The 20,313-nt window shown below is 73.7% G+C and carries 16 protein-coding genes and 2 pseudogenes; 10 read left to right on the plus strand and 8 right to left on the minus strand.

Features of this window, described 5'->3' with window-relative positions:
* Window positions 1–70: 70 nt before the first annotated feature.
* From ACF1BH_RS01000 to ACF1BH_RS01010, 3 genes and pseudogenes are all read left to right on the plus strand, one after another.
* Window positions 71–505: pseudogene (locus tag ACF1BH_RS01000) on the plus strand (HD domain-containing protein); the annotation flags it as partial.
* Window positions 482–1,336 carry an ABC transporter ATP-binding protein gene (locus ACF1BH_RS01005; RefSeq protein WP_391640977.1) on the plus strand — a complete coding sequence of 285 codons (855 nt, stop codon included), beginning with the start codon at window positions 482–484 and terminating at the stop codon, window positions 1,334–1,336. The pseudogene ACF1BH_RS01000 and the gene ACF1BH_RS01005, both read left to right, overlap by 24 nt.
* Before the next feature lie 103 nt (window positions 1,337–1,439).
* A complete protein-coding gene (locus ACF1BH_RS01010) occupies window positions 1,440–1,913 on the plus strand; it encodes a VOC family protein (protein WP_391640271.1) in 474 nt (157 codons plus the stop codon).
* Window positions 1,914–2,007: 94 nt separating this feature from the next.
* Here the strand turns inward: ACF1BH_RS01010 and ACF1BH_RS01015 are convergent, their stop codons facing one another.
* Window positions 2,008–3,141 (minus strand): ferritin-like domain-containing protein, encoded by a 1,134-nt coding sequence (locus ACF1BH_RS01015; RefSeq protein WP_391640272.1) that lies wholly within the window; start codon window positions 3,139–3,141, stop codon window positions 2,008–2,010.
* A 221-nt stretch (window positions 3,142–3,362) separates the two neighbouring features.
* Here ACF1BH_RS01015 and ACF1BH_RS01020 point away from each other — a divergent pair, with 221 nt between their 5' ends.
* From ACF1BH_RS01020 to ACF1BH_RS01040, 5 genes and pseudogenes are all read left to right on the plus strand, one after another.
* Complete coding sequence (locus tag ACF1BH_RS01020) at window positions 3,363–4,310, plus strand: diiron oxygenase (RefSeq protein ID WP_391640273.1); 948 nt, start codon at window positions 3,363–3,365, stop codon at window positions 4,308–4,310.
* Between the two features lie 72 nt (window positions 4,311–4,382).
* The gene (locus tag ACF1BH_RS01025; protein WP_391640274.1) at window positions 4,383–5,123 is read left to right on the plus strand and encodes a TetR/AcrR family transcriptional regulator; all 741 of its coding nucleotides are present in this window, start codon (window positions 4,383–4,385) and stop codon (window positions 5,121–5,123) included.
* 78 nt (window positions 5,124–5,201) lie between these two features.
* Complete coding sequence (locus ACF1BH_RS01030) at window positions 5,202–5,468, plus strand: hypothetical protein (RefSeq protein WP_391640275.1); 267 nt, start codon at window positions 5,202–5,204, stop codon at window positions 5,466–5,468.
* Window positions 5,469–6,003: 535 nt separating this feature from the next.
* Window positions 6,004–7,011 (plus strand): annotated as a pseudogene (locus ACF1BH_RS01035) (chitinase); the annotation flags it as partial.
* A gap of 216 nt (window positions 7,012–7,227) precedes the next feature.
* Window positions 7,228–8,448, plus strand: coding sequence for an NlpC/P60 family protein (locus ACF1BH_RS01040; protein ID WP_391640276.1), 1,221 nt, complete (start codon window positions 7,228–7,230; stop codon window positions 8,446–8,448).
* A gap of 38 nt (window positions 8,449–8,486) precedes the next feature.
* On the opposite strand, the gene ACF1BH_RS01045 is transcribed toward ACF1BH_RS01040, so the two are convergent.
* The 5 genes from ACF1BH_RS01045 to ACF1BH_RS01065 all read right to left on the minus strand — a co-directional run bounded on the left by ACF1BH_RS01045 (window position 8,487) and on the right by ACF1BH_RS01065 (window position 14,366).
* Window positions 8,487–9,749 carry a styrene monooxygenase/indole monooxygenase family protein gene (locus ACF1BH_RS01045; RefSeq protein WP_391640277.1) on the minus strand — a complete coding sequence of 421 codons (1,263 nt, stop codon included), beginning with the start codon at window positions 9,747–9,749 and terminating at the stop codon, window positions 8,487–8,489.
* 64 nt (window positions 9,750–9,813) lie between these two features.
* Window positions 9,814–10,395 carry an ATP/GTP-binding protein gene (locus ACF1BH_RS01050; RefSeq protein ID WP_051739329.1) on the minus strand — a complete coding sequence of 194 codons (582 nt, stop codon included), beginning with the start codon at window positions 10,393–10,395 and terminating at the stop codon, window positions 9,814–9,816.
* 73 nt (window positions 10,396–10,468) lie between these two features.
* Window positions 10,469–10,870 carry a DUF742 domain-containing protein gene (locus ACF1BH_RS01055; RefSeq protein ID WP_345086266.1) on the minus strand — a complete coding sequence of 134 codons (402 nt, stop codon included), beginning with the start codon at window positions 10,868–10,870 and terminating at the stop codon, window positions 10,469–10,471.
* Window positions 10,867–11,358: a roadblock/LC7 domain-containing protein gene (locus ACF1BH_RS01060; protein ID WP_391640278.1), complete on the minus strand. Its 492-nt coding sequence runs from the start codon at window positions 11,356–11,358 to the stop codon at window positions 10,867–10,869. The genes ACF1BH_RS01055 and ACF1BH_RS01060 overlap by 4 nt, the downstream gene beginning before the upstream one ends.
* Window positions 11,358–14,366: a nitrate- and nitrite sensing domain-containing protein gene (locus ACF1BH_RS01065; RefSeq protein WP_391640279.1), complete on the minus strand. Its 3,009-nt coding sequence runs from the start codon at window positions 14,364–14,366 to the stop codon at window positions 11,358–11,360. Before ACF1BH_RS01065 ends, ACF1BH_RS01060 begins: the two co-directional genes overlap by 1 nt.
* A gap of 614 nt (window positions 14,367–14,980) precedes the next feature.
* On the opposite strand from ACF1BH_RS01065, the gene ACF1BH_RS01070 reads away from it, so the two are divergent.
* Window positions 14,981–15,826, plus strand: coding sequence for a hypothetical protein (locus ACF1BH_RS01070; RefSeq protein WP_391640978.1), 846 nt, complete (start codon window positions 14,981–14,983; stop codon window positions 15,824–15,826).
* Window positions 15,827–15,898: 72 nt separating this feature from the next.
* On the opposite strand, the gene ACF1BH_RS01075 is transcribed toward ACF1BH_RS01070, so the two are convergent.
* Window positions 15,899–16,393: a MarR family winged helix-turn-helix transcriptional regulator gene (locus ACF1BH_RS01075; RefSeq protein WP_391640280.1), complete on the minus strand. Its 495-nt coding sequence runs from the start codon at window positions 16,391–16,393 to the stop codon at window positions 15,899–15,901.
* A gap of 438 nt (window positions 16,394–16,831) precedes the next feature.
* Between ACF1BH_RS01075 and ACF1BH_RS01080 the strand changes: the two genes are divergently transcribed.
* A complete protein-coding gene (locus ACF1BH_RS01080) occupies window positions 16,832–17,689 on the plus strand; it encodes a lysozyme (RefSeq protein WP_391640281.1) in 858 nt (285 codons plus the stop codon).
* Between the two features lie 119 nt (window positions 17,690–17,808).
* Here the strand turns inward: ACF1BH_RS01080 and lon are convergent, their stop codons facing one another.
* The gene (gene lon, locus ACF1BH_RS01085) at window positions 17,809–20,292 is read right to left on the minus strand and encodes an endopeptidase La (protein ID WP_391640282.1); all 2,484 of its coding nucleotides are present in this window, start codon (window positions 20,290–20,292) and stop codon (window positions 17,809–17,811) included.
* Window positions 20,293–20,313 lie beyond the last annotated feature (21 nt).

Raw genomic sequence — 20,313 nt, forward strand, 5'->3', positions numbered from 1 at the left:
CAATGACCGCATGACGGAACCTGACGGCGGTACGGCGGTGCCGGACGCGGTGGTAGCCGGTGCGGCGCCCCTGCTGACCACGGCGGAGGTCGAGGCGCTGGCGCGGCGGGTGCACGCCGGGCAGACGGACAAGGCGGGCCGCCCGTACACGGAGCATCTGGCGGCGGTCGCCGACGGGGTGCGGGCGCGGGGCGGCACCCCGGAGCAGATCGCCGCGGCCTGGCTCCACGACGCCGTCGAGGACGGGGCGCTGCCCGCCGGGGAGCTGGCGCGGGCGGCGCTGCCGGACGCGACGAAGGCGATGATCCTCGCCGTCACCAAACGAACCGGCGAACCGCCCGAGGAGTACGCCGCCCGCATCCTGGCCACCCCGGGCGCCCTGCTGGTCAAGACCGCCGACCTGGCCCACAACGCCGACCCGGCCCGCCTCGCGGCGCTCGACGCCCCGACCCGGGAGCGGCTGACCGCGAAGTACGGCCGGATGCGGCGGCTGCTGGGGCTGACGCTCCCCTCCCCCGCCTCCGCCCCGGGCTCCGCGCCCCGGGTCGTCGCCGCCCTGACCGGCGTGGGCGTCCGCCGTCACACCACCGGTCGGCCGGTCCTGGACGGTGTCGACTGGACGGTCCGGGCCGGGGAGCACTGGGCGTTGCTCGGGGCGAACGGGGCGGGGAAGACCACCGTGCTGCGGCTGGCCGGTGCGCTGATGTTCCCGACGGTCGGCACGGTCGAGGTGCTCGGCCACCGGCTCGGCGCCGTCGACGTACGGGAGTTGCGCGCGGCGATCGGGCTGGTGTCGAGCGCGCAGCAGGTGCCGCGGGACGCGACCGGGCACACCGTCGTCCTCACCGGTGCGAGCGGCACCGTGCAGCCGCTGTGGCGGACGTACGACGGCGCCACCCGGGAGCGGGCGCACGCGCTGCTGGCGGAGCTGGACTGCGCGGAGCTGGCGGACCGGCCGTTCCGGGTGTGTTCGGGCGGGCAACGGGCGCGGGTCCTGATCGCCCGCGCGCTGATGGCCGACCCCTCGCTGCTCCTGCTGGACGAGCCGTTCAACGCGCTGGACCTGCCCTCGCGGGAGGATCTGATCGACGCGCTCCACCGGCTCGCCCTGGCCCGTCCGGAGCTGGCGACCGTCACCGTCACCCACCACCTGGAGGAGCTGTCGCCCGCCGTCGGGCACGCGCTGCTGCTCCGCGAGGGCCGGGTGCAGGCGCGCGGCCCCGTCGAGGAGGTGCTGACCGGCCCGCGGATGACGGCGTGCTTCGGGCGTCCCGTGGAGGTGTCCCGGCACGCGGGCCGTTGGGCGGCCCGTTCGGGACGGCGCCCGGTGGGCTGACCGGGCGGCGGCGCGTACCCCAATGGCGGCGCCGCCCCGGGGTGACGCGGTCGTTGTCAGGGCAGCGGGAGCGCGTCCCGTCCGCCGACAGCAGGAGTGCACCATGCCGAGGATCACCCCGAATCTCTGGTTCGACACCCAGGCGAAGGACGCCGCCGAGTTCTACGTCTCGGTGTTCCCCCGCTCCCGCATCACCCAGGTCTCGTACTACGGCGAGGCCGGTCCGCGGCCGGCCGGGACGGTGCTCACCGTCGATTTCGAGCTGGACGGGCAGCCGTACACGGCGATCAACGGCGGGCCGGAGTTCACCTTCGACGAGGCGATCTCCCTGCTGATCAACTGCGCGGACCAGACGGAGGTCGACTACTACTGGGACGCCTTGGGCAAGGGCGGCCGCACCGGTCCGTGCGGCTGGCTCAAGGACCGCTACGGCCTGTCCTGGCAGGTGGTCCCGGATGCGCTCGGGGAGCTGATGGCCGACCCGGATCCGGCCCGCGCCCAGCGGGCGCTACAGGCGATGCTGGAGATGCAGAAGCTCGACGTCGACGCGTTGCGGGCGGCGGCGGACGGGGGCTGAGCCCGGCGGCCCGGGAGCCCCGTGGCGGAGGGGCGGCCGGCCGCCCGGCCCGGACCGCCGCCGGACCGCCGCCGGACCGCCGCCCGCGGCGGCCTCAGCCCTGCCCGGCCTCTCCCCCGGCCTCCGTCGCGGCCCCCGCCGACACCGTCGCGGCGACCTCGGCGGTGCGGGCCGCCTCCTCGGCCGCGAAGCGCCGTGCGTCCACCTGCTCGGCGATCTCCTCGTCCTGGGCCATCAGCGTGTCCAGTTCCGCGTCGGCCAGGTCGAGGACGCCCAGGTCGGCGTAGGCACGGCGCAGCCGCGGGCCCCACAGGCCGATGTCCTTGACGCACGGCACGATGCGGCTGAAGAGCAGCTTGCGGAAGAGGTGCAGGAACTCCGACTGCTCGGTGAGTTCGAGGGCTTCGGCACGCGGTATGCCGAAGTTCTCCAGGACCTCCACGCCGCGCAGCCGGTCCCGCATCAGATAGCAGCCCTCGATGACGAACTCCTCGCGTTCGCGCAGTTCGGCGTCGGAGAGCTGCCGGTAGTAGTCGCGCAGCGCCATCCGGCCGAAGGCGACGTGCCGGGCCTCGTCCTGCATGACGTAGGCGAGGATCTGGTGCGGCAGCGGCTTGGTGGTGGTGTCGCGGAGCATGCCGAACGCGGCCAGCGCCAGGCCCTCGATGAGCACCTGCATACCGAGGTAGGGCATGTCCCAGCGGGCGTCGCGCAGGGTGTCGTCGAGGAGGGCGCGCAGGCTGTCGTTGACGGGGTAGAGCAGCTGGACCTTCTCGTGGAGGAAGCGGCTGTAGATCTCGGCGTGCCGCGCCTCGTCCATGGCCTGGGTGGCCGAGTAGAACTTCGCGTCGAGGTCGGGCACGGCCTCGGTGATCCGCGCGGCGCACACCATCGCGCCCTGCTCACCGTGGAGGAACTGGCTGAACTGCCAGGACGCGAAGTGCTGCCGCAGCTGGCCGCGCTCCCGCTCCGACATCCGGTCCCAGTACGGCGTGCCGTACAGGGCGGTCACCTCGTCGGGGGTGCCGAGCGGGTCGAACGGGTCGACCTCCTGGTCCCAGTCGATGCGGGTGGTGGCGTCCCACTGCTTGTCCTTGCCCTTCTGGTAGAGGGCGAGGAGTCGGGCGCGGCCCTCGTCGTACTCCCAGCTGAAGCGGGCGGCGCCGGCGGCGGGGACCTCCCACAGGAGGTCGTCCGGCTCTCGGGTGTAGGTATCGCGGCTCGACACGGGCGTCTCCTCGGCTCACCGGGCTGTGGGGCCTGTCGTCACGCTCCGCCCGTCCGCCGGGGGCCGTCCGAGCGGCGCGCCCGGCAACGGGGTCACCTGCAGGCTCACACGCCCCTTACCGGCGGGTCAAGAAGTCGCGTGCGAGGGATTGACGGGCTTACTGACAAGCAGTCTCATAAGAGGTGACCGTTGGTAACCCCATGAGCGAGGTGGCCCCAGCCATGACGAGCGCGACGACCGCGATGACCGTGCCGGACACCGAAGTACTGCGGGACGCCCTCGGGCTGCTCAAGGACCGCGAGCAGGTCGCCGAGCGGCTGCTCGGCTCCTCGGCCAAGCACTCCTTCGACCCCGACACCGAACTCGACTGGGACGCCCCGCTCGAAGCGGGCAAGTGGTACTGGCCGCCGGAGCTGGTCTCCCTCTACGACACCCCGCTGTGGCGCCGGATGTCGGTGGAGCAGCAGCAGGACCTCTCCCGCCACGAGGCCGCCTCTCTCGCCTCGTTGGGCATCTGGTTCGAGATCATCCTGATGCAGCTGCTGGTCCGGCACATCTACGACAAGCCGGTGACCAGCGCACACGTCCGCTATGCGCTCACCGAGATCGCGGACGAGTGCCGCCACTCGAAGATGTTCGCCCGGCTGATCACCCGCACCGGCGCCCCCACCTACCCGGTCTCCCGCCTCAACCACAACCTCGCCCGGATCCTCAAGACCGTCTCCACCACGCCCGGTTCGTTCGCCTGCACCCTGCTGGGCGAGGAGATCCTGGACTGGATGCAGCGGCTGACGTTCCCGGACGAGCGGGTGCAGACCCTGGTGCGCGGGGTGACCCGCATCCATGTCGTCGAGGAGGCGCGCCATGTGCGCTACGCCCGCGAGGAGTTGCGGCGACAGATGGTGACCGCGCCGCGCTGGGAGCGGGAGCTGACCCGTATCAGCTCGGGCGAGGCGGCGCGGGTCTTCTCCCTCGCGTTCGTCAACCCGCAGGTCTACAGCGACGTCGGTCTCGACCGGCGGGAGGCCGTCGCGCAGGTCAGGGCGAGCGGGCACCGCCGCGAGGTGATGCAGTCCGGCGCCAAGCGGCTGACCGACTTCCTCGACGAGATCGGAGTACTGCGCGGCGCGGGCCGGAAGTTGTGGCGGAGCTCGGGGCTGCTGGCCTGATCGGCACGGGCCGGCGGGCGGCAGGCCCGGGGATCTGTGCAGCCGCGAAGCCCGGGCCGTTACCCTGCTGGTATGAACGGCAGCGGCACCGCCCCAGCAGTACCCCGACCGGCCTACCGCAGGATGGGCGTGGAGCAGCGCCGCAGCCAACTCCTCGCCGCCGCGCTGGGACTCTTCGCCCACCGCGCCCCCGAGGACGTCACCCTCGACGACGTCGCGACCGCCGCCGGGGTCTCCCGGCCGCTGGTCTACCGCTACTTCCCCGGCGGCAAACAGCAGCTGTACGAGGCGGCGCTGCGCAGCGCCGCCGACGCCCTCCAAGGCTGCTTCGACGAACCGGAGACCGGCCCGCTCACCCAGCGCCTCGCGCACGCCCTCGACCGCTATCTCGCCTTCGTCGACGAGCACGACGCCGGGTTCAGCGCGCTGCTCCAGGGCGGCAGCGTGGTCGAGACGTCCCGGACGTCGGCGATCGTGGACGAGGTCCGGCGCACCGCGGCCGACCACGTCCTGCACCACCTCGGCGCGGCCGAGCCGGGGCGGCGGCTGCGGATGACCGTGCGGATGTGGATCACGGCGGTGGAGGCCGCCTCGCTGATCTGGCTGGACGAGGAGAAGAACCCCGACCTGGGCGAACTGCGGGACTGGCTGGTCGACCACTTCGTCGCGCTGCTGACCTCCACGGCCGCGGGCGATCCGCAGACGGCCCGGGTGCTGCGCCGGGCCCTGGCCATGGAGACCCGCGAGGGCCGCCTCGGCACCCTGGCCCGCGGCGCCCTGCCGGTGTTCGGCGAGGCGGGGCACCTGCTCTGAGGGCGGCGCGCCCGGGGCGGGCCCGGCGTACGCCGCCCGCGCGGCACCGCCCCCCTCCCCCGGTGTGACACTGGCCCCGTGAGAAGCGAGAACACCCCGTTCGCCGGGGGCCCGCTGGACGGCCGGGTGCTGCCGGTCCTCCTCGACGCCACCGGCCGGCCGCCGAAGGTCTACACCGTGCCGGTGCCGCACGACGACGGCACCCCGCCGACGGTGCACGTCTACCGCCGCGTCCCGGGCCCGCCCGGCCGCCTCAGTCTGCCCCGCGGCTGGCGCTACGCGTACGCCCCCGAGGGGGACACCGGGCGGCGACGACTCAAGTGGCCTTGGAGCAAGGCGAGTTGACCGACCAACCGGGCGGGCGGACGGGCGGACCCCAGGGCGCCCCGTCCCGGACACGCCCCGCCCCGGCCCTCCGCCGCCCGCGCGGCGGCGCCCGGCACGAGCCGCCGCCGGGGCCGCCCGCGGGCCCGCCCGGTGACGCCCCGCCGACCCCCTCCCCCGCGCCTCCACCCCACTCTGGTCCGGACCATTGACACCCAATGGTCTAGTCCTGTTTGCTTCCTGACCGGGGGAGCCGCCCCGCCTCCCTGACCGGATCGACCCCTTCAGGGGCGGCTTCCCCTGCCTCGACACCGCGCCACCGCCCGTGCACCGCCCCGTGCCACCGTTCCGCGCCGTCGACCGAAGGAGCAGCACCATGCGCACCGGCTCGCCCCGCACCGCCCGCCCCGGCCGCGCCCGCCGCCGTCGCGCGCTGCCCGCCGCGCTCGCCGCCGTCGCCACCACCGCGGCGCTCACCGCACTGGCCGGAACCGGACCGGCGCACGCCGCCCCGGCACCCGCCCCGGCCGCCGCCCGCCCCGCCGCGGCGGCCGGGCACACCCTCGTCGGCTATCTCCACACCAGCTTCGCCAACGGCTCCGGTTACACCCGCCTCGCCGACGTCCCCGACAGCTGGGACATCATCGACCTGGCCTTCGGCGAACCGACCTCCCCCACCTCCGGCGACATCCGCTTCTCGCTCTGCCCGCAGAGCGAGTGCCCGGGCGTGGAGAGCGAGGACGACTTCAAGGCCGCGATCAAGGCGAAGCAGGCGGCCGGCAAGAAGGTGCTGATCTCGATCGGCGGGCAGAACGGCCAGGTCCAGCTGACCACCGCCGCCGCCCGGGACACGTTCGTGAAGTCCGTCGGCGACATCATCGACCGCTACGGCCTCGACGGCCTCGACATCGACTTCGAGGGACACTCCCTCTCCCTGGACGACGGCGACACCGACTTCACCGCGCCCACCACGCCCTCCGTCGTCAACCTCATCGCGGCGGTGAAGTCGCTCAAGGCGAAGTACGGCGAGAAGTTCACGCTGACGATGGCGCCGGAGACCTTCTTCGTCCAACTGGGCCACCAGTTCTACGGCTCCGGCCCCTGGGGCGGCCAGGATCCGCGCGCCGGGGCGTACCTGCCGGTGATCCATGCGCTCCGCGACGATCTGACGCTGCTGCACGTCCAGGACTACAACTCCGGCCCGATCATGGGCCTGGACGAGCAGTACCACACCATGGGCAGCGCCGACTTCCACATCGCGATGACGGACATGCTGCTCAGCGGCTTCCCCGTGGCGGGCGACAAGGACAAGGTCTTCCCGCCGCTCAAGCCCTCCCAGGTGGCGATCGGCCTGCCCGCGTCGCCCAACGCCGGCAACGGCCACACCTCGACCGGCGACGTCACCAAGGCGCTCAACTGCCTCACCAAGAACACCGACTGCGGCGGTTACACCCCGCACGGCGCCTGGCCGGACCTCGGCGGCCTGATGACCTGGTCGATCAACTGGGACCGCTTCAACAACTGGGAGTTCCAGAAGAACTTCGACGCCTACTTCGGCCGCTGACCCCCGCGGGCCCCCGCCCGGACCACACCCGCACCACCCCAGCGCACCGGCCCGCCCGGCGCCGATCGAGTGAGTCAGTCGCCCACTCCCTCCCTCTTCGTACGGAAATCACCACCCACCGTGGCAGCATCCCCTGCGTTCGCACGTCACGGATACGGCCGACGGCCGGAGCACCGGGCACCCCGGCGTCCGGCCGTCGGCGTCGGAGGTGGTCTGATGTCCGGTCCCGCACCGCGGTCGTCGCGCACCCTGCGAGCGGCCGGTGCCGCGCTGCTCCTCGGCGCGACCGCGCTGGCCGGACCCGCGGCCTCCGCCTCGGCCGCCCCCGCCCCGGACCCGTCCGCGGCGGCCGGGGCGTCCGCCGCCCCGGACGGCCCGGCCCCGGACGCCCACAGCCCCGCCGCCCTCCTCCGCCGCCTCCAGGCCCTCTACCGCTCCGCCGAGGAGTCCACCGAGGCGTACAACGCCACCCAGGAGGATCTCCGGGCCGCCCAGGCACGCGCGAAGACCCTCGACGTCCGGCTGCAGCAGGCCCGCGCGAAGCTCGCCGGGGCCCGCGCCGACGCCGGGCGGCTCGCCCGCCAGCAGTACCAGGGCGGCGGCCCCGCCGCCCTCGCCCAGTACGTCCGGGTGCTGCTCGCCGACGACCCGGAACAGGCGATGGACCGCAGCCACCTGCTGCACACCGCCGCCTCCGAGGCCGCCGCCACCGTCGACCGGATGGCCCGCGGCGCGCGGCAGGCCGACGCCCTCGCCCGGCAGGCGGACGCCGCCCTCGACCGGCAGCGCGCCCTCACCGCACAGCGCGCCCGGCAGCAAACAGCCGTACAGAACCGCCTCAAGGACGTCGAGAAACTGCTCGCCGGACTCTCCCCGGACCAACTCGCCGCCCTCGACCGCCTGGAGAGCGACGGCGCCGCCACCGCCCAGCGGGCGCTGGTCGCGCGGGGCGCGCTCGGCGCGGCGGGCGCCCCCTCATCCGCGGGCGACCGGGCCATCACCTACGGGCTGCGCCAGGTCGGCAAACCGTACGTCTGGGGCGCCACCGGGCCCGACTCCTTCGACTGCTCCGGCCTCACCTCGCAGGCGTGGTCACACGCCGGACGGCCCATCCCGCGCACCAGCCAGGAGCAGTGGAGACGGCTGCCGCACGTCCCGCTGAACCGGCTGCGCCCCGGTGACCTCGTCGTCTACTTCCCCGGCGCCACCCATGTGGCGCTCTACATCGGCGCCGGAAAGGTCGTCCAGGCACCGCGCCCGGGCACCGCCGTCCGGGTCTCCCCGCTCGCCGCCAACCCGCCGATCGGCGCCGTCCGCCCGGACCCCGGCGCCCGCCCGGTCAACGGCTACACCGCGCCCCGCCAGGTGACCGCCGACGGCCCGGCGTCCGGCAGGGCGGACGCCGGATACGCGACGTCCGCCGCCCCCGGACACTGAGCCGGGGCCGGCGGACGGAAGCGGCGGACGGTCCGGGGTCAGGCCGCCGGGCCGCCGAACGACGCCAGGTACGCCTCGGTCTTCTCCTGCTCGAAGAAGAAGTTCTCGAAGTCGGCGGGGTTGTTGAAGCCGTTGGCGAAGCGGTCCGCGACCGGCTGGATCTGACCGGCGGCGCCGATCAGGTTCAGCACGTGCTCGGGCGGCGGCGCCAGCATCGCGTTGGTCCACTTGGTGACGTGCTGCGCGGTCTGCCAGTAGCGGTCGAAGGTGGCCTGCATCCACGCCGCGTCGAACGGCTGGTCACCGCGCTCGACGATGGACTCCAGGTAGGCGTGGGCGCACTTGGAGGCGGAGTTGGAGCCCTGGCCGGTGATCGGGTCGTTGGCCACGACGACGTCCGCGACACCGAGGACCAGACCGCCGGAGGGCAGCCGGCCGATGGGGTTGCGCACGGTCGGCGCGTACCGCCCGGCCAGCGTGCCCTGCGCGTCGGTCAGTTCGACCTTCGTGGAGCGCGCGTACTCCCACGGCAGGAACTTCTCCAGCAGTTCGAGGGTGAGCGCCAGGTGCTCGTTGGGGTCCTTGACGCCCTGGAACGCGTCGAGCGGACCGCCCGGGATGCCCTCCCAGAAGAGGATGTCGGCCCGGCCGGAGTTGGTGAACGTCGGCATCACGAACAGCTCGCCGACGCCGGGCACCAGGTTGCAGCGCACCGCGTCGAACTCGGGGTGCTCCGGGCGCGGGCCCATGCCGTGGACGTACGCGACGGCCAGCGCGCGCTGCGGGGTGTCGTACGGCGAACGGGACGCGTCGCGGCCGAACATCGACACCAGCTCGCCCTTGCCCGCCGAGACCAGCGTCAGGTCGTAGCGGCTGGCGAAGAAGTCCAGGTCGGAGACTGCCGCGCCGTGGATGACGAGCTGACCGCCGCGCTGCGCGAAGGTCTCCATCCAGCCGGCCATCTTGACCCGCTGGTCGACGGACTGGGCGTAGCCGTCGAGCTTGCCGACCCAGTCGATGGCGCGCTGCGAGCCCTCCGGCGACTGGAAGCTGCCGGGCGCGGCGACCGAGACGCCCAGGCCCTCGATGCGCGGCGCCTGGCTCTCCCAGAAGTTGAGCTGGAGGTCGCGCTCGTGCTGGAGGGCGGTGTGGAACATGCACTGCGTCGACATGACCCGGCCGGAGCGGATCTCGTCGGAGGTGCGGTTGGACATCAGGGTGACCTCGTACCCCTTGGACTGGAGGCCAAGGGCGAGCTGGAGGCCGGACTGGCCGGCTCCCACGACGAGTATCTTCCGCATGGCGGTGCTCTTCTCTGCGTTTGCTGCTGCTTCGGGGAGGGGGTGGATCGGTGCCGGCGGCAGCCTATTCGGGCGTTTCGGCCAGCGCGTGGCCGACCAGTGCCAGCAGCGATTCGACGACCGTGGGCCGATTCCTCGCATCCATGATCACGATGGGTACGTGCGGCGGCACGGTCAGCGCGTCCCGCACGTCCTCCACCGCGTACATCGGTGTCCCCTCGAAGTGGTTGACGGCGACGACGTAGGGCAGCTGGCAGCTCTCGAAGTAGTCGAGCGCCGGGAAGCAGTCCTCAAGGCGCCGGGTGTCCGCCATCACGATCGCGCCGATCGCGCCGCGCACCAGGTCGTCCCACATGAACCAGAAGCGCTGCTGTCCGGGCGTGCCGAACAGGTAGAGCACCAGCTCCTCGTCGAGCGTGATGCGGCCGAAGTCCATCGCCACCGTGGTGGTCTTCTTCTCCGGCGTGGCGGTCAGATCGTCCGTCTCCGCGCTGGCCTGCGTCATCACCGCCTCGGTCTGCAGCGGGGTGATCTCCGAGACCGAGCCGACGAAGGTGGTCTTGCCGACGCCGAAGCCGCCGGCGACCACGATCTTCGTGGAGATCGGCGCCCGCGAGCGGTCGGTCTGCCAGCTCTGCAGGCCCATGTCGGCGGCGGACTGCGCACCACCGGCGAACAGGTCCACGCCGTCGGCGCCCGCCGCACCGGCCGTTATCGTGTCAGAGCCTGTGAAGTCCACTCAGCACCCTTTCCAGCAGCGCGCGGTCGGGCCGGCCGGTGCCGTGACCGGTGCCGTAGACGCGGATCTTTCCCTGGTCGGCGAGGTCGCTCAGCAGCACCCGGACCACGCCGAGCGGCATCTTGAGCAGTGCGGAGATCTCCGCCACCGAACGCATCCGGCGGCACAGCTCCACGATGGCGCGCATCTCCGGCATGACCCGGTCGCCCCAGCCACCGGATGTCAGCTCGGGCCGCTCGGGGGAGGCGTCGAGCGCCGCCACGATCGTCTCGACGAGCAGGACGTGACCGAAGCGGGTCCGGCCGCCGGTCAGTGAATACGGTCGTACACGCGCGGGTTTACGGTCCCCGCCGCGCACGGGGAGTTGGGGTGTGGTGCTCACTGGGCGCTCTCCATCGACTTACGCAATTCGCTGCGGAGTTCGGGGGTGAGGACATGTCCGGCACGGCCGACGAAGAGCGCCATGTGGTAGGCGATGATGCTCATGTCGCAGTCCGGTGTCGCGTGCACGCCGAGCAGCGAACCGTCGCTGATCGACATCACGAAGAGACTGCCCTCGTCCATGGTGACCATGGTCTGCTTGACCAGCCCGCCGGACATCAGCTTGGCGGCGCCGGCGGTGAGGCTGCCGAGCCCGGAGACGATGGTGGCCAGGTCGGCGCTGGAGCCGCGGGGCCCCTCACCGTCCTCCGCGAGCCCTGCCTCCTCGTTCCGACCGGGGTCGGAGGAGAGCAGCAGCAGACCGTCGGAGGAGACGACGGCGACGGAGAGGATCCCCGGGACCTCGTCGACAAGATTGGTCAGCAGCCAGTGCAGGTTCCGGGCCTGGGTGCTCCGGCCTGCTCCGTGGGCAATGGGCGCTTGGGCCATCAATCGCGTGCCTCCTCGACAACGTGGCTCATCCCCGGGGCCCCCGCTCCGTCGGTGTCCATCTGTGAGCTGGTCTGCTGCGCGGCTCCGTCCTGCGGTGCCGCGGGCCGCGGACCGGCGGCCGGTCCCCCGGGACCGCCCGCGAACTCCGCCTCGACCTCGCGGCGTCCGGAGCGCGCCCCCTGCTGGAAGCCGCCGAGCCGCCGGCGCAGCGCCTCCGCGTTGGCCTTGCCGGTCTTGCGCGGGGCGGCGGTGTTCGCCTTCGGCGTCACGACCTTGGGCGTGCGCTTGGGCAGGCCCATGTCCGTACGGCGCTGCTCGGGCACCGCGGCGTCGGTGTCCGGCGCGGCCTCCCCGGCGTGCGGCACGGCCGCCGGGCCGGGCTCCGCGGCCGGAGCGGGCCGGGTGTGCTGGTCGGGCCCGATGGCGTACGGGTCGGCCGGGGCCGCGGGCTCCGGCGGCCTGCGGTGGCTGCCGGTGCCGGGCGCGGCGTAGGGGCCGGACGACATCGGACCGTACGCGCTGCCGCCGTCCGCGGCGGGCGCCTGCGGGGTGGCGGGCGCCTCGACGTACGGCGCGACGGGGCCGGCCGGGGCGGGGCGGCCGCCGGGCGCGTCCGGGCCGACCCGGGTGACCGGCGCCTGCGGACCGGGCGCCTGCGGAGCCCGGGTCTGCGGGGCCTGCGCGTGCGCCGCGCCCGGGGCCGGTGTCTGCGGCGCTATCGGCCCCTGGGGAGCCTGCGCCTGCGGGGCCGGGACCTGCGGGCCCGTCGGCGCCTGCGGGCCGGTGGGGGCCTGCGGCACGGGGGCGCCGCGCTCCGGGAGGCCGGCCGCGTCGATGGCGCGCTCGGCGGCGGCGACCAGCGGGTCGGCCTGCGGGGCGGGGGCCGCGGCGGGCTGCGCGGGGGCCCCGCCGCGCTTCGGCAGGGCCGAGGGGTCGGTGCGCGGCACCCGCGTCTGCAGGGCGTTGGAGTTCGCCTCGGCGACCGAACCGGGCAGGGTCGGTCCGGTGGGCGCCGGGGTGCCCGCGCGGGTGTTCACCGGGCCCGGGCGGGTCGGCAGGATCGAGCCGGGCAGCACCACCACGGCGGTCACGCCGCCCTGGTGCTGGGCGCGCAGCTGCACCCGGACGCCGTGCCGGGCGGCGAGCCGCACCACGACGTACAGGCCCAGGCCCAGGGACTCGTCGATGGTCTCGGAGGTCGAGGCGGCCTCCGCGTCGGCGAGCCGCTCGTTCAGCTCGGCGAGGCGCTCGGCGGTCATGCCGATGCCCTCGTCCTGCACCGAGAGCATCAGCTCACCGGTCTCCAGCAGCCAGCCGGACAGCTCGACATGGGCCTCCGGCGGGGAGAACGCGGTGGCGTTCTCCAGGAGTTCGGCGACCAGGTGGCTGATGTCGTCGGCGGCGAACCCGGCGAGCTGGGCGTGCGGCGGCAGCGACTGGATGATCACCCGGTCGTAGCGCTCGATCTCGCTGACCGAGGCGCGCAGCACGTCCAGCAGCGGCACCGGGCCCGCGTTGCTGGTGCCGTGTTCGGTGTCGGCCAGGACCAGCAGGTTCTCGCTGTTGCGGCGCATCTGCGCGGCGAAGTGGTCGAGCTTGTAGAGGGTTTCCAGGGCCTCGGGGTCCTGCTCCTGCTCCTCCATCGCCTCGATGACGTGGAGCTGCCGCTCGACCAGGCTGATGGTGCGCAGCGCGAGGTTGACGTACCGGCCGTGCACACCGGTGCGCAGCGTCGCCAGCCGCTCGGTCAGCTCCGCGACCTCGGCCCGCAGCGCCTCGCGCTCGCGGTCGATCACCTCGCGCTCGTCGGCCAGCCGCTGCCGGGCGGTGATCAGCCGGCCGCGCTCGCCCTCCATCTCGGCGGTGCGCCGGGCCACGTCGGCGACCTGCGCGTGCAGGGCGTTGACGGAGCGGACGGCGGCGGCGAACTCGTCGTTGCGGCCCTTGAAGGCGATGGGCTCCTCGTGCGCCGGGTCCGCGGCGACCCGCTTGGCGCCGAGCCGCAGCGCGGCCAGCGGATGGGTCATGGAGCGGGCGGCGGAGATCGAGACACCGAGCGCCAGCAGCAGGCAGACGCCGACCAGGGCGATCTGGATCTCCAGCGCGGTGACGTCGTCGTCGCGCAGGGTGGACAGGCGCTGGATCTCCTGGGTGGCCAGGGCCGACTCGACGCCGCGCATCAGGTCGATCCGGGCGGTGAGGGTGGCCTGCACCCGCGAACGGCTGAGCGCCGTGTCGGCGGCGTCCATGCGCGGCTGGTCGGTGAGGCGGGTGAGGTACCGCTCGGCGGTGGTGACGTCCGCGCCGTTGACGGTGGAGTCGTAGCGGTCCTGGGTGCGCTCCGCGGCGGTCTGCGAGAAGTCCGCGAGCGAACCCTGTTCGCGCAGGTGGGCCAGTTGGGCCGCGGCCGTCAGCTGGGGCTGCTCACCGCCCGCGCGCAGCGCGGCGAGCAGCAGCGCGCGGGTCCCGGCGGCCTGCTCGACGGCGCGGCCGAGGGCGGGCAGCGCGCGGGTGTCGGCGTCGTCGCCGTCCGCACGGCCGGGCAGCGAGCGGGCGATGTCGTCGGCGATGGCGCCGAGCGCCTGGAGGGTGCGGGTGTACGCCTCGTAGGTGGACTGCGCGGTCGCCGGTCCGGCCAGGGCCTCCTGACGGATCTGCGGCAGCGTGGCGAGCTGCTTCTCCGCGGCGGCGTAGACGGTGGTCTCGCCGGACGCGTTCTGGGAGGCGGCGCGCAGATCGCGCAGCTGCCGGTCGACGCGGGCGCGCAGCGGTTCGTAGCCGGCGGCGGTGCTGCCGGCCCGCCCGGTGGCGATGTACGACGTCATGGTGTCGCGCTCGTCCGCCAGGGAGTGGGACAGCGCTATCGCCCGTGAGTCGAGTTGGGCGAGGTCGACGAGGCGCTGGCTGGTGTGGGTGTCGTCCACCGCGGCGCTGATGCCGGGGGCACCGGCGCCTGCGACGGCGACCGCGACCACCGCCACCGCGCCCATCAGGCGGTTGCGCACCCGCGCGGGGCGCCTGCCCGCGGGGTCACCGCCAGTCCTCGCGTCCGTGCCGGGGCCTTGACCCGTGTCCGGTACCGGGACCGGTCGGGCCGGCGTTCCCGGCTTCCCTGCGCTGCCCCGAAGCCGCTTCTTCCGCACCGCTGCTCGCATTCCTGTCTCGCCTGCCCACGCCGTGTGGCGCGCGGGTCCGGCTCGGTTTCCGCTCGCGGGGCGAACCTGCGCGAAACCGCAGCAGTGCACACTTCCGCGAAGGGAAACAGCCCGGCTTTGCGCGGCGCGACGTATGTCCCGGCCCGCCCCCCATGATCCGGGAAGCGACCTTTCCACCGGCTCCGCGCAGTGGCTCGGCAACACTTGCCCGGCCACGCGAATGAGTGAACATCAATCGGAAGTTGACCATCAACTTCCGTGCATGGCCGATTCTCGGTGCAACCCGGCGCAACCTTGTGGTGCGTTTGGAGAACCGGTCGGCTCCTGCAAAGATGCCCGCCCGCACCGCGCGCGCCCCCGCACGGGGCACCCCGCCGCGGGCACCGCGCAGCAGGTCGGCGGTGACCCGCCCGCGCGGCGCCGCCACCGCCGCCGCCCCGCACCGCTCCGGCAGACTGCCCGGCATGCGCATCGAACTCGCCGTCGCACCGGGCGATCCCCAACACCCAAACGAGGACTACGCTTCCGTCGCCCTGCCCGCTTCCGGCCAGGGCGGAAGCCTGGTGCTGCTGGACGGCGTGACGCCGCCCGAGGGCGACTACGGCTGCCTCCACACGGTCCCGTGGTTCACCGCGCGCCTGGGGGGCGCGATGCTCGAACTGTCGGTTTCGCACCGGGACATGACGCTCCCTGAGGTGCTCGCGGAAGCCATCTCCCGTACGGCCACCCTTCACCGGTCGACATGTGACCTTTCTCACCACCGCACTCCGCAGGCCACAGTAGTCGCCGCGCGCTGGTCCGACGAGAGCGTCGAGCACCTCGTACTCTCCGATTCGGCCCTGTTGTTGACGCGCCCGGACGGCTCCGTGGCGCCGGTGCTCGACACCCGGCTCGACGAGCTGACCCCGGCGGTGCGGGCCGAACGTGAGGCGCTGCGGGCACTGCCGCGCGGTTCGGCAGAGCGGGCCGCGGCCGGCCGCGCGTACGTCCGCTCCGTGGAGGCGCTGCGCAACGCCGAGGGCGGGTTCTTCACCGCGGCGGCCGATCCGTCCGTCGCCGCCCGGGCGGTCACCGGGCGCACCCCGCGGTCCGGGGTACGGGCGCTGACGGCACTCAGCGACGGCGCCGGGCGCTGGGTCGAGGTGTTCCGCGAGGGGTCCTGGCAGGAGTGCGCGGCGCTGGTGGCGCGCGAGGGGCCGCAGGCGCTGATCGACGCGGTCCGCGCGGCGGAGGCGGCGGATCCGGCGGGCGCCGCGCACCCGCGCGGCAAGGCGCGGGACGACGCGGCGGTGGTGTACGTGGAGCCGTGAGACCGGGGGCGGCCGGGCCGTACGCCCGGCGCGCGGGTCGCGGCGGGCGCCCCCGGCACGGCGGGCCGCGCCCTACGACGCGTCCTCACCCTCCTGTTCGGCGTTGAGGCGGTGCAGCAGGCGGCTGAGTTCGGCGACCTCGGTGCGGTCCCAGGAGGCGAGGCGGCGGGCGTAGCGGGCGCGGCGGGCGAGGCGGGCCCGGCCGTAGCGGTCACGGCCCTCGTCGGTGAGGCGGACCAGGACGGCTCGGCCGTCGGCGGGGTCGGGCTCGCGGGTGACCAGACCGAGCCCTTCGAGGGCGTGCAGCTGGCGGCTCATCGTCGCCTTGCCGACGCCGAAGTACCCGGCCAGGTCGGTGGCGCGCTGCGCCCCGGCGTCGGAGAGGCGCACCAGCAGGCCGTACGCGGCGGGCTCCATGCCGGGGTGGACCTCGCGGGCCAGCTCGCCGGAGGAGGCGCGGGCCCGGCGCAGGAACACCGCCAATTCGCGCTCCAGGGCGAGGAATACGTGGTCCACACCCGCCGCGTCGCCGTGGTCCGCCGCTCCGTCGGCTCCGGTGTTGTGCACGTCAGCACCCTTTCCGGCGTTTCCGTTCGTGAAAAGTTTCCGCTCGCCGCCGCCGAAGCCGCAGCTGGGCCAGTATTTCGCAGGATTAGACCAACGGCAGCCCCGCGTCCCCCTTTTATCGTCGAGGTCTACGCGCGTATCGTCATTTCTGGCATGGCCACACCAAGTCAGTCACACCGCGTCAGGTGTCGCCCTGCCCGGTCCGCGCACGGCGTCCGCACCGACGGCGCCCGCCCGCACCGTGCACACCGCACCACCGCACTTCTGTACTTCTGCACCTCTGCACCTCTGCACCCGCACTTCCGCACCACGTACCGCACTCCGCCGCGTCCCGCGGCGGTCGTCGCCGTACCCCGGCGGCGCGCAACACCGGGGCCGTGGTCCGCCGCGGCTCCGTATCCCCCCTCAGGTCAGCTCACAGAAAATCCGGAGGCACGCATGCTCGTGCACAGGTCGGGCTCCCCGCACCGCACCCGCACCCTGGCCACCGCGGCCGGCTCCCTGCTCGCGACCCTCGCGCTGCTGGTGGGCCTGCCCGGCAGCGCCACGGCCGCCGCGACGCCCGCCAAGGACGCCCCCGAACCGGCCCACCCCGCCCAGGACTGGGCCGGATCGCAGATCGCCGCACACGAGGGCACCGGCTCCGTCCGGCCGGCGACCGGGCTGCTCGCCGGCGTCGAGGGTGTCGACGTCAGCGGCCACCAGGGCAGCGTCGACTGGACGACGCTCTGGAACAGCGGCGTGAAGTTCGCGTACGTCAAGGCGACGGAGTCGACGAGCTACACCAACCCCTCCTTCGCCCAGCAGTACAACGGCTCGTACAACGTCGGCATGATCCGCGGCGCGTACCACTTCGCCACGCCGAACACCTCCAGCGGCGCCGCCCAGGCCAACTACTTCGTCGACCACGGCGGCGGCTGGTCCAAGGACGGCAAGACCCTGCCGGGCGCGCTGGACATGGAGTACAACCCGTACGGCGACACCTGCTACGGCATGAGCGCCGCCGGGCTCGTCAACTGGATGAAGGACTGGTTCGCGACCTACAAGTCGCGCACCGGACGCGACGCCGTCATCTACACCTCCACCAGCTGGTGGAAGCAGTGCACCGGCAACAACACGAGCTTCGGCGCCGTCAACCCGCTGTGGGTGCCGCGCTACGGCTCCTCGGTCGGTGAACTCCCGGGCGGCTGGGGCTTCCACACCATCTGGCAGTACACCTCGACCGGCCCGTACGTCGGGGACCACAACTCCTTCAACGGCGCGTACGACCGGCTCCAGGCGCTCGCCAACGGCTGATCACCGCGCGACCCGCGGGAAAGAGCAGGACCCCGCGGCAAACCACAGAAGGAAGAGGGGGCCCTCCCGCGTGCTGCGGGAGGGGCCCCTCTTCCGGGGCGTGGTGCCCGTCGCGTCCGTCACGCCGCGGCGGGCACCGCGCCGTCCGGGGCGGCCGGGGCGCGGACCGGCGTGGCCGCGTCGGTCAGCGCCAGCTCCAGCACGGTGCGCACATCGGCGACCGGCCGCACGTCGAGGGTCTCCAGGATCTCCTCGGGGACCTCGTCCAGATCCGGTTCGTTGCGCTGCGGGATGATCACCGTGGTGATGCCCGCGCGGTGCGCGGCCAGCAGCTTCTGCTTGATCCCGCCGACCGGCAGCACCCGCCCGGTCAGCGACACCTCACCGGTCATCGCCACGTCCGGCCGCACCTGACGGCCCGACAGCAGCGAGGCCAGCGCGGTGGTCATCGTGACGCCCGCGCTCGGCCCGTCCTTCGGGACGGCGCCGGCCGGTACGTGCAGATGGACGCCGCGCTCCTTGAGGTCGCCGACCGGCAGCTCCAGCTCCGCCCCGCGGGAGCGCAGGAACGACAGCGCGATGTGCGCCGACTCCTTCATCACGTCGCCGAGCTGACCGGTGAGCGTCAGCCCCGAGGCGCCCGTCTCCGGGTCGGCGAGCGACGCCTCGACGTAGAGCACATCGCCGCCGGCGCCGGTGACCGCGAGCCCGGTCACCACCCCGGGTACGGCGGTCCGCCGCACGGCCGGGTCCTGCGCCGCCTCCGGGGTGTGGTGCGGCCGTCCGATCAGCGGGCGCAGCTCCTCGGTGCCCACGGTGAACGGCAGCTCCCGCTCGCCCAGTTCGTGGCGGGCGGCCACCTTGCGCAGCAGCCGGGCCACCGCGCGCTCCAGGTTCCGCACGCCCGCCTCGCGGGTGTACTCCCCGGCCAGGCTGCGCAGCGCCTCGTCGGTGAGGGTGACCTCGCCGGGCGCGAGTCCGGCCAGCTCCAGCTGGCGCGGGAGCAGATGGTCACGGGCGATGACGATCTTCTCGTCCTCGGTGTAGCCGTCCAGCCGGACCAGCTCCATCCGGTCGAGCAGGGGCCCGGGGATGGCGTCGAGGACGTTGGCGGTGGCGAGGAACACCACGTCGCTGAGGTCGAGTTCGACCTCCAGGTAGTGGTCGCGGAAGGTGTGGTTCTGCGCCGGGTCCAGGACCTCCAGGAGGGCCGCAGCGGGGTCGCCGCGGTAGTCGGAGCCGACCTTGTCGATCTCGTCGAGCAGCACCACCGGGTTCATCGAACCGGCTTCCTTGATCGCCCGGACGATGCGCCCGGGCAGCGCGCCGACGTACGTCCGCCGGTGGCCGCGGATCTCCGCCTCGTCGCGTACGCCGCCGAGCGCCACCCGGACGAAGGAGCGGCCCATGGCCCGGGCGACGGACTCGCCGAGCGAGGTCTTGCCGACGCCGGGCGGTCCGACCAGCGCCAGCACGGCACCCCCGGCGCGGCGCCCGCCACCGGCGGTGGCCCCGGCGTCGGCGGTGTCGGCGGTGTCGGCGGCGGCCCGTTCGGCGCGCCGCTTGCGGACCGCCAGGTACTCGGTGATCCGTTCCTTGACGTCCTCCAGACCGGCGTGGTCCGCGTCGAGCACGGCGCGGGCGCCGGTGATGTCGTAGGCGTCCTCGGTCCGTTCGTTCCAGGGCAGTTCGAGGACGGTGTCGAGCCAGTTGCGGATCCAGGGGCCCTCGGGGCTCTGGTCGCCGGCCCGCTCCAGCTTGTCGACCTCCTTGAGGGCGGCCTTACGGACGTCCTCGGGGAGGTCCGCGGCCTCGACGCGGGCGCGGTGGTCGCCGTTCTCGTCGCCGTCGCCGGTCAGCTCGGACAGCTCCTTGCGGACCGCCTCCAGCTGCCGCCGCAGCAGGAATTCGCGCTGCTGCTTGTCGACGCCCTGCTGGACGTCCTTGGCGATGGCCTCGGCGACGTCCTGTTCGGCCAGATGGTCGCGGAGCGTCTCGGTGGCGAACTTCAGCCGGGCGACCGGGTCGGCGGTCTCCAGCAGCCGGACCTTCTGCTCGGTGGTGAGGAACGGCGAGTACCCGGCGTTGTCGGCGAGGGCGGAGACGTCCTCGATCTGCTGGACGCGGTCGACGACCTGCCAGGCGCCGCGCTTGCGCAGCCAGCTGGTGGCCAGCGCCTTGTACTCGGTGACCAGCTCGGTCACGGCGCCGGGGAGGGTCCGGCCGCCCTCGCCGTCGGCGGTGCCCGGCACCGTCTCCTCGACCGCGGTGCCCGCCACCCAGAGGGCGGCGCCCGGGCCGGTGGTGCCGGATCCGATGCGCACCCGGCGCAGCCCGCGGATCAGCGCGCCGGGATCGCCGTCGGACAACCGCCCGACCTGCTCGATCCGCCCGAGCGTGCCGATCGCGGCGTAGGTGCCGTCGACCCGGGGCACAAGCAGCACCTCCGGCTTGTTGCCCTGGACGGCGGCGGACTGCGCGGCCTCCACGGCGGCCCGCACGTCCGCGTCCGACAGGTCCAGCGGCACCACCATCCCGGGCAGCACCACCTCGTCATCGAGGGGCAGCACCGGCAGAGTGAGCGTGTGGGACGACGAAGCCATGATCTCCCCTTCGGCAGGCAA

The organism is Streptomyces sp. NPDC014733, assembly GCF_043083385.1.
GTDB lineage: Bacteria > Actinomycetota > Actinomycetes > Streptomycetales > Streptomycetaceae > Streptomyces.

Bases quoted from the DNA above. Each gene is read 5' to 3' on its own strand.
- ACF1BH_RS01070 (WP_391640978.1), top strand. From the start codon at position 14,981: ATGCGCATCGAACTCGCCGTCGCACCGGGCGATCCCCAACACCCAAAC.
- ACF1BH_RS01045 (WP_391640277.1), bottom strand. From the start codon at position 9,749: ATGCGGAAGATACTCGTCGTGGGAGCCGGCCAGTCCGGCCTCCAGCTC.
- ACF1BH_RS01040 (WP_391640276.1), top strand. From the start codon at position 7,228: ATGTCCGGTCCCGCACCGCGGTCGTCGCGCACCCTGCGAGCGGCCGGT.
- ACF1BH_RS01080 (WP_391640281.1), top strand. From the start codon at position 16,832: ATGCTCGTGCACAGGTCGGGCTCCCCGCACCGCACCCGCACCCTGGCC.
- ACF1BH_RS01020 (WP_391640273.1), top strand. From the start codon at position 3,363: ATGACGAGCGCGACGACCGCGATGACCGTGCCGGACACCGAAGTACTG.
- ACF1BH_RS01025 (WP_391640274.1), top strand. From the start codon at position 4,383: ATGAACGGCAGCGGCACCGCCCCAGCAGTACCCCGACCGGCCTACCGC.
- ACF1BH_RS01010 (WP_391640271.1), top strand. From the start codon at position 1,440: ATGCCGAGGATCACCCCGAATCTCTGGTTCGACACCCAGGCGAAGGAC.
- ACF1BH_RS01005 (WP_391640977.1), top strand. From the start codon at position 482: ATGCGGCGGCTGCTGGGGCTGACGCTCCCCTCCCCCGCCTCCGCCCCG.
- ACF1BH_RS01060 (WP_391640278.1), bottom strand. From the start codon at position 11,358: ATGGCCCAAGCGCCCATTGCCCACGGAGCAGGCCGGAGCACCCAGGCC.
- ACF1BH_RS01050 (WP_051739329.1), bottom strand. From the start codon at position 10,395: ATGGGCCTGCAGAGCTGGCAGACCGACCGCTCGCGGGCGCCGATCTCC.
- lon (WP_391640282.1), bottom strand. From the start codon at position 20,292: ATGGCTTCGTCGTCCCACACGCTCACTCTGCCGGTGCTGCCCCTCGAT.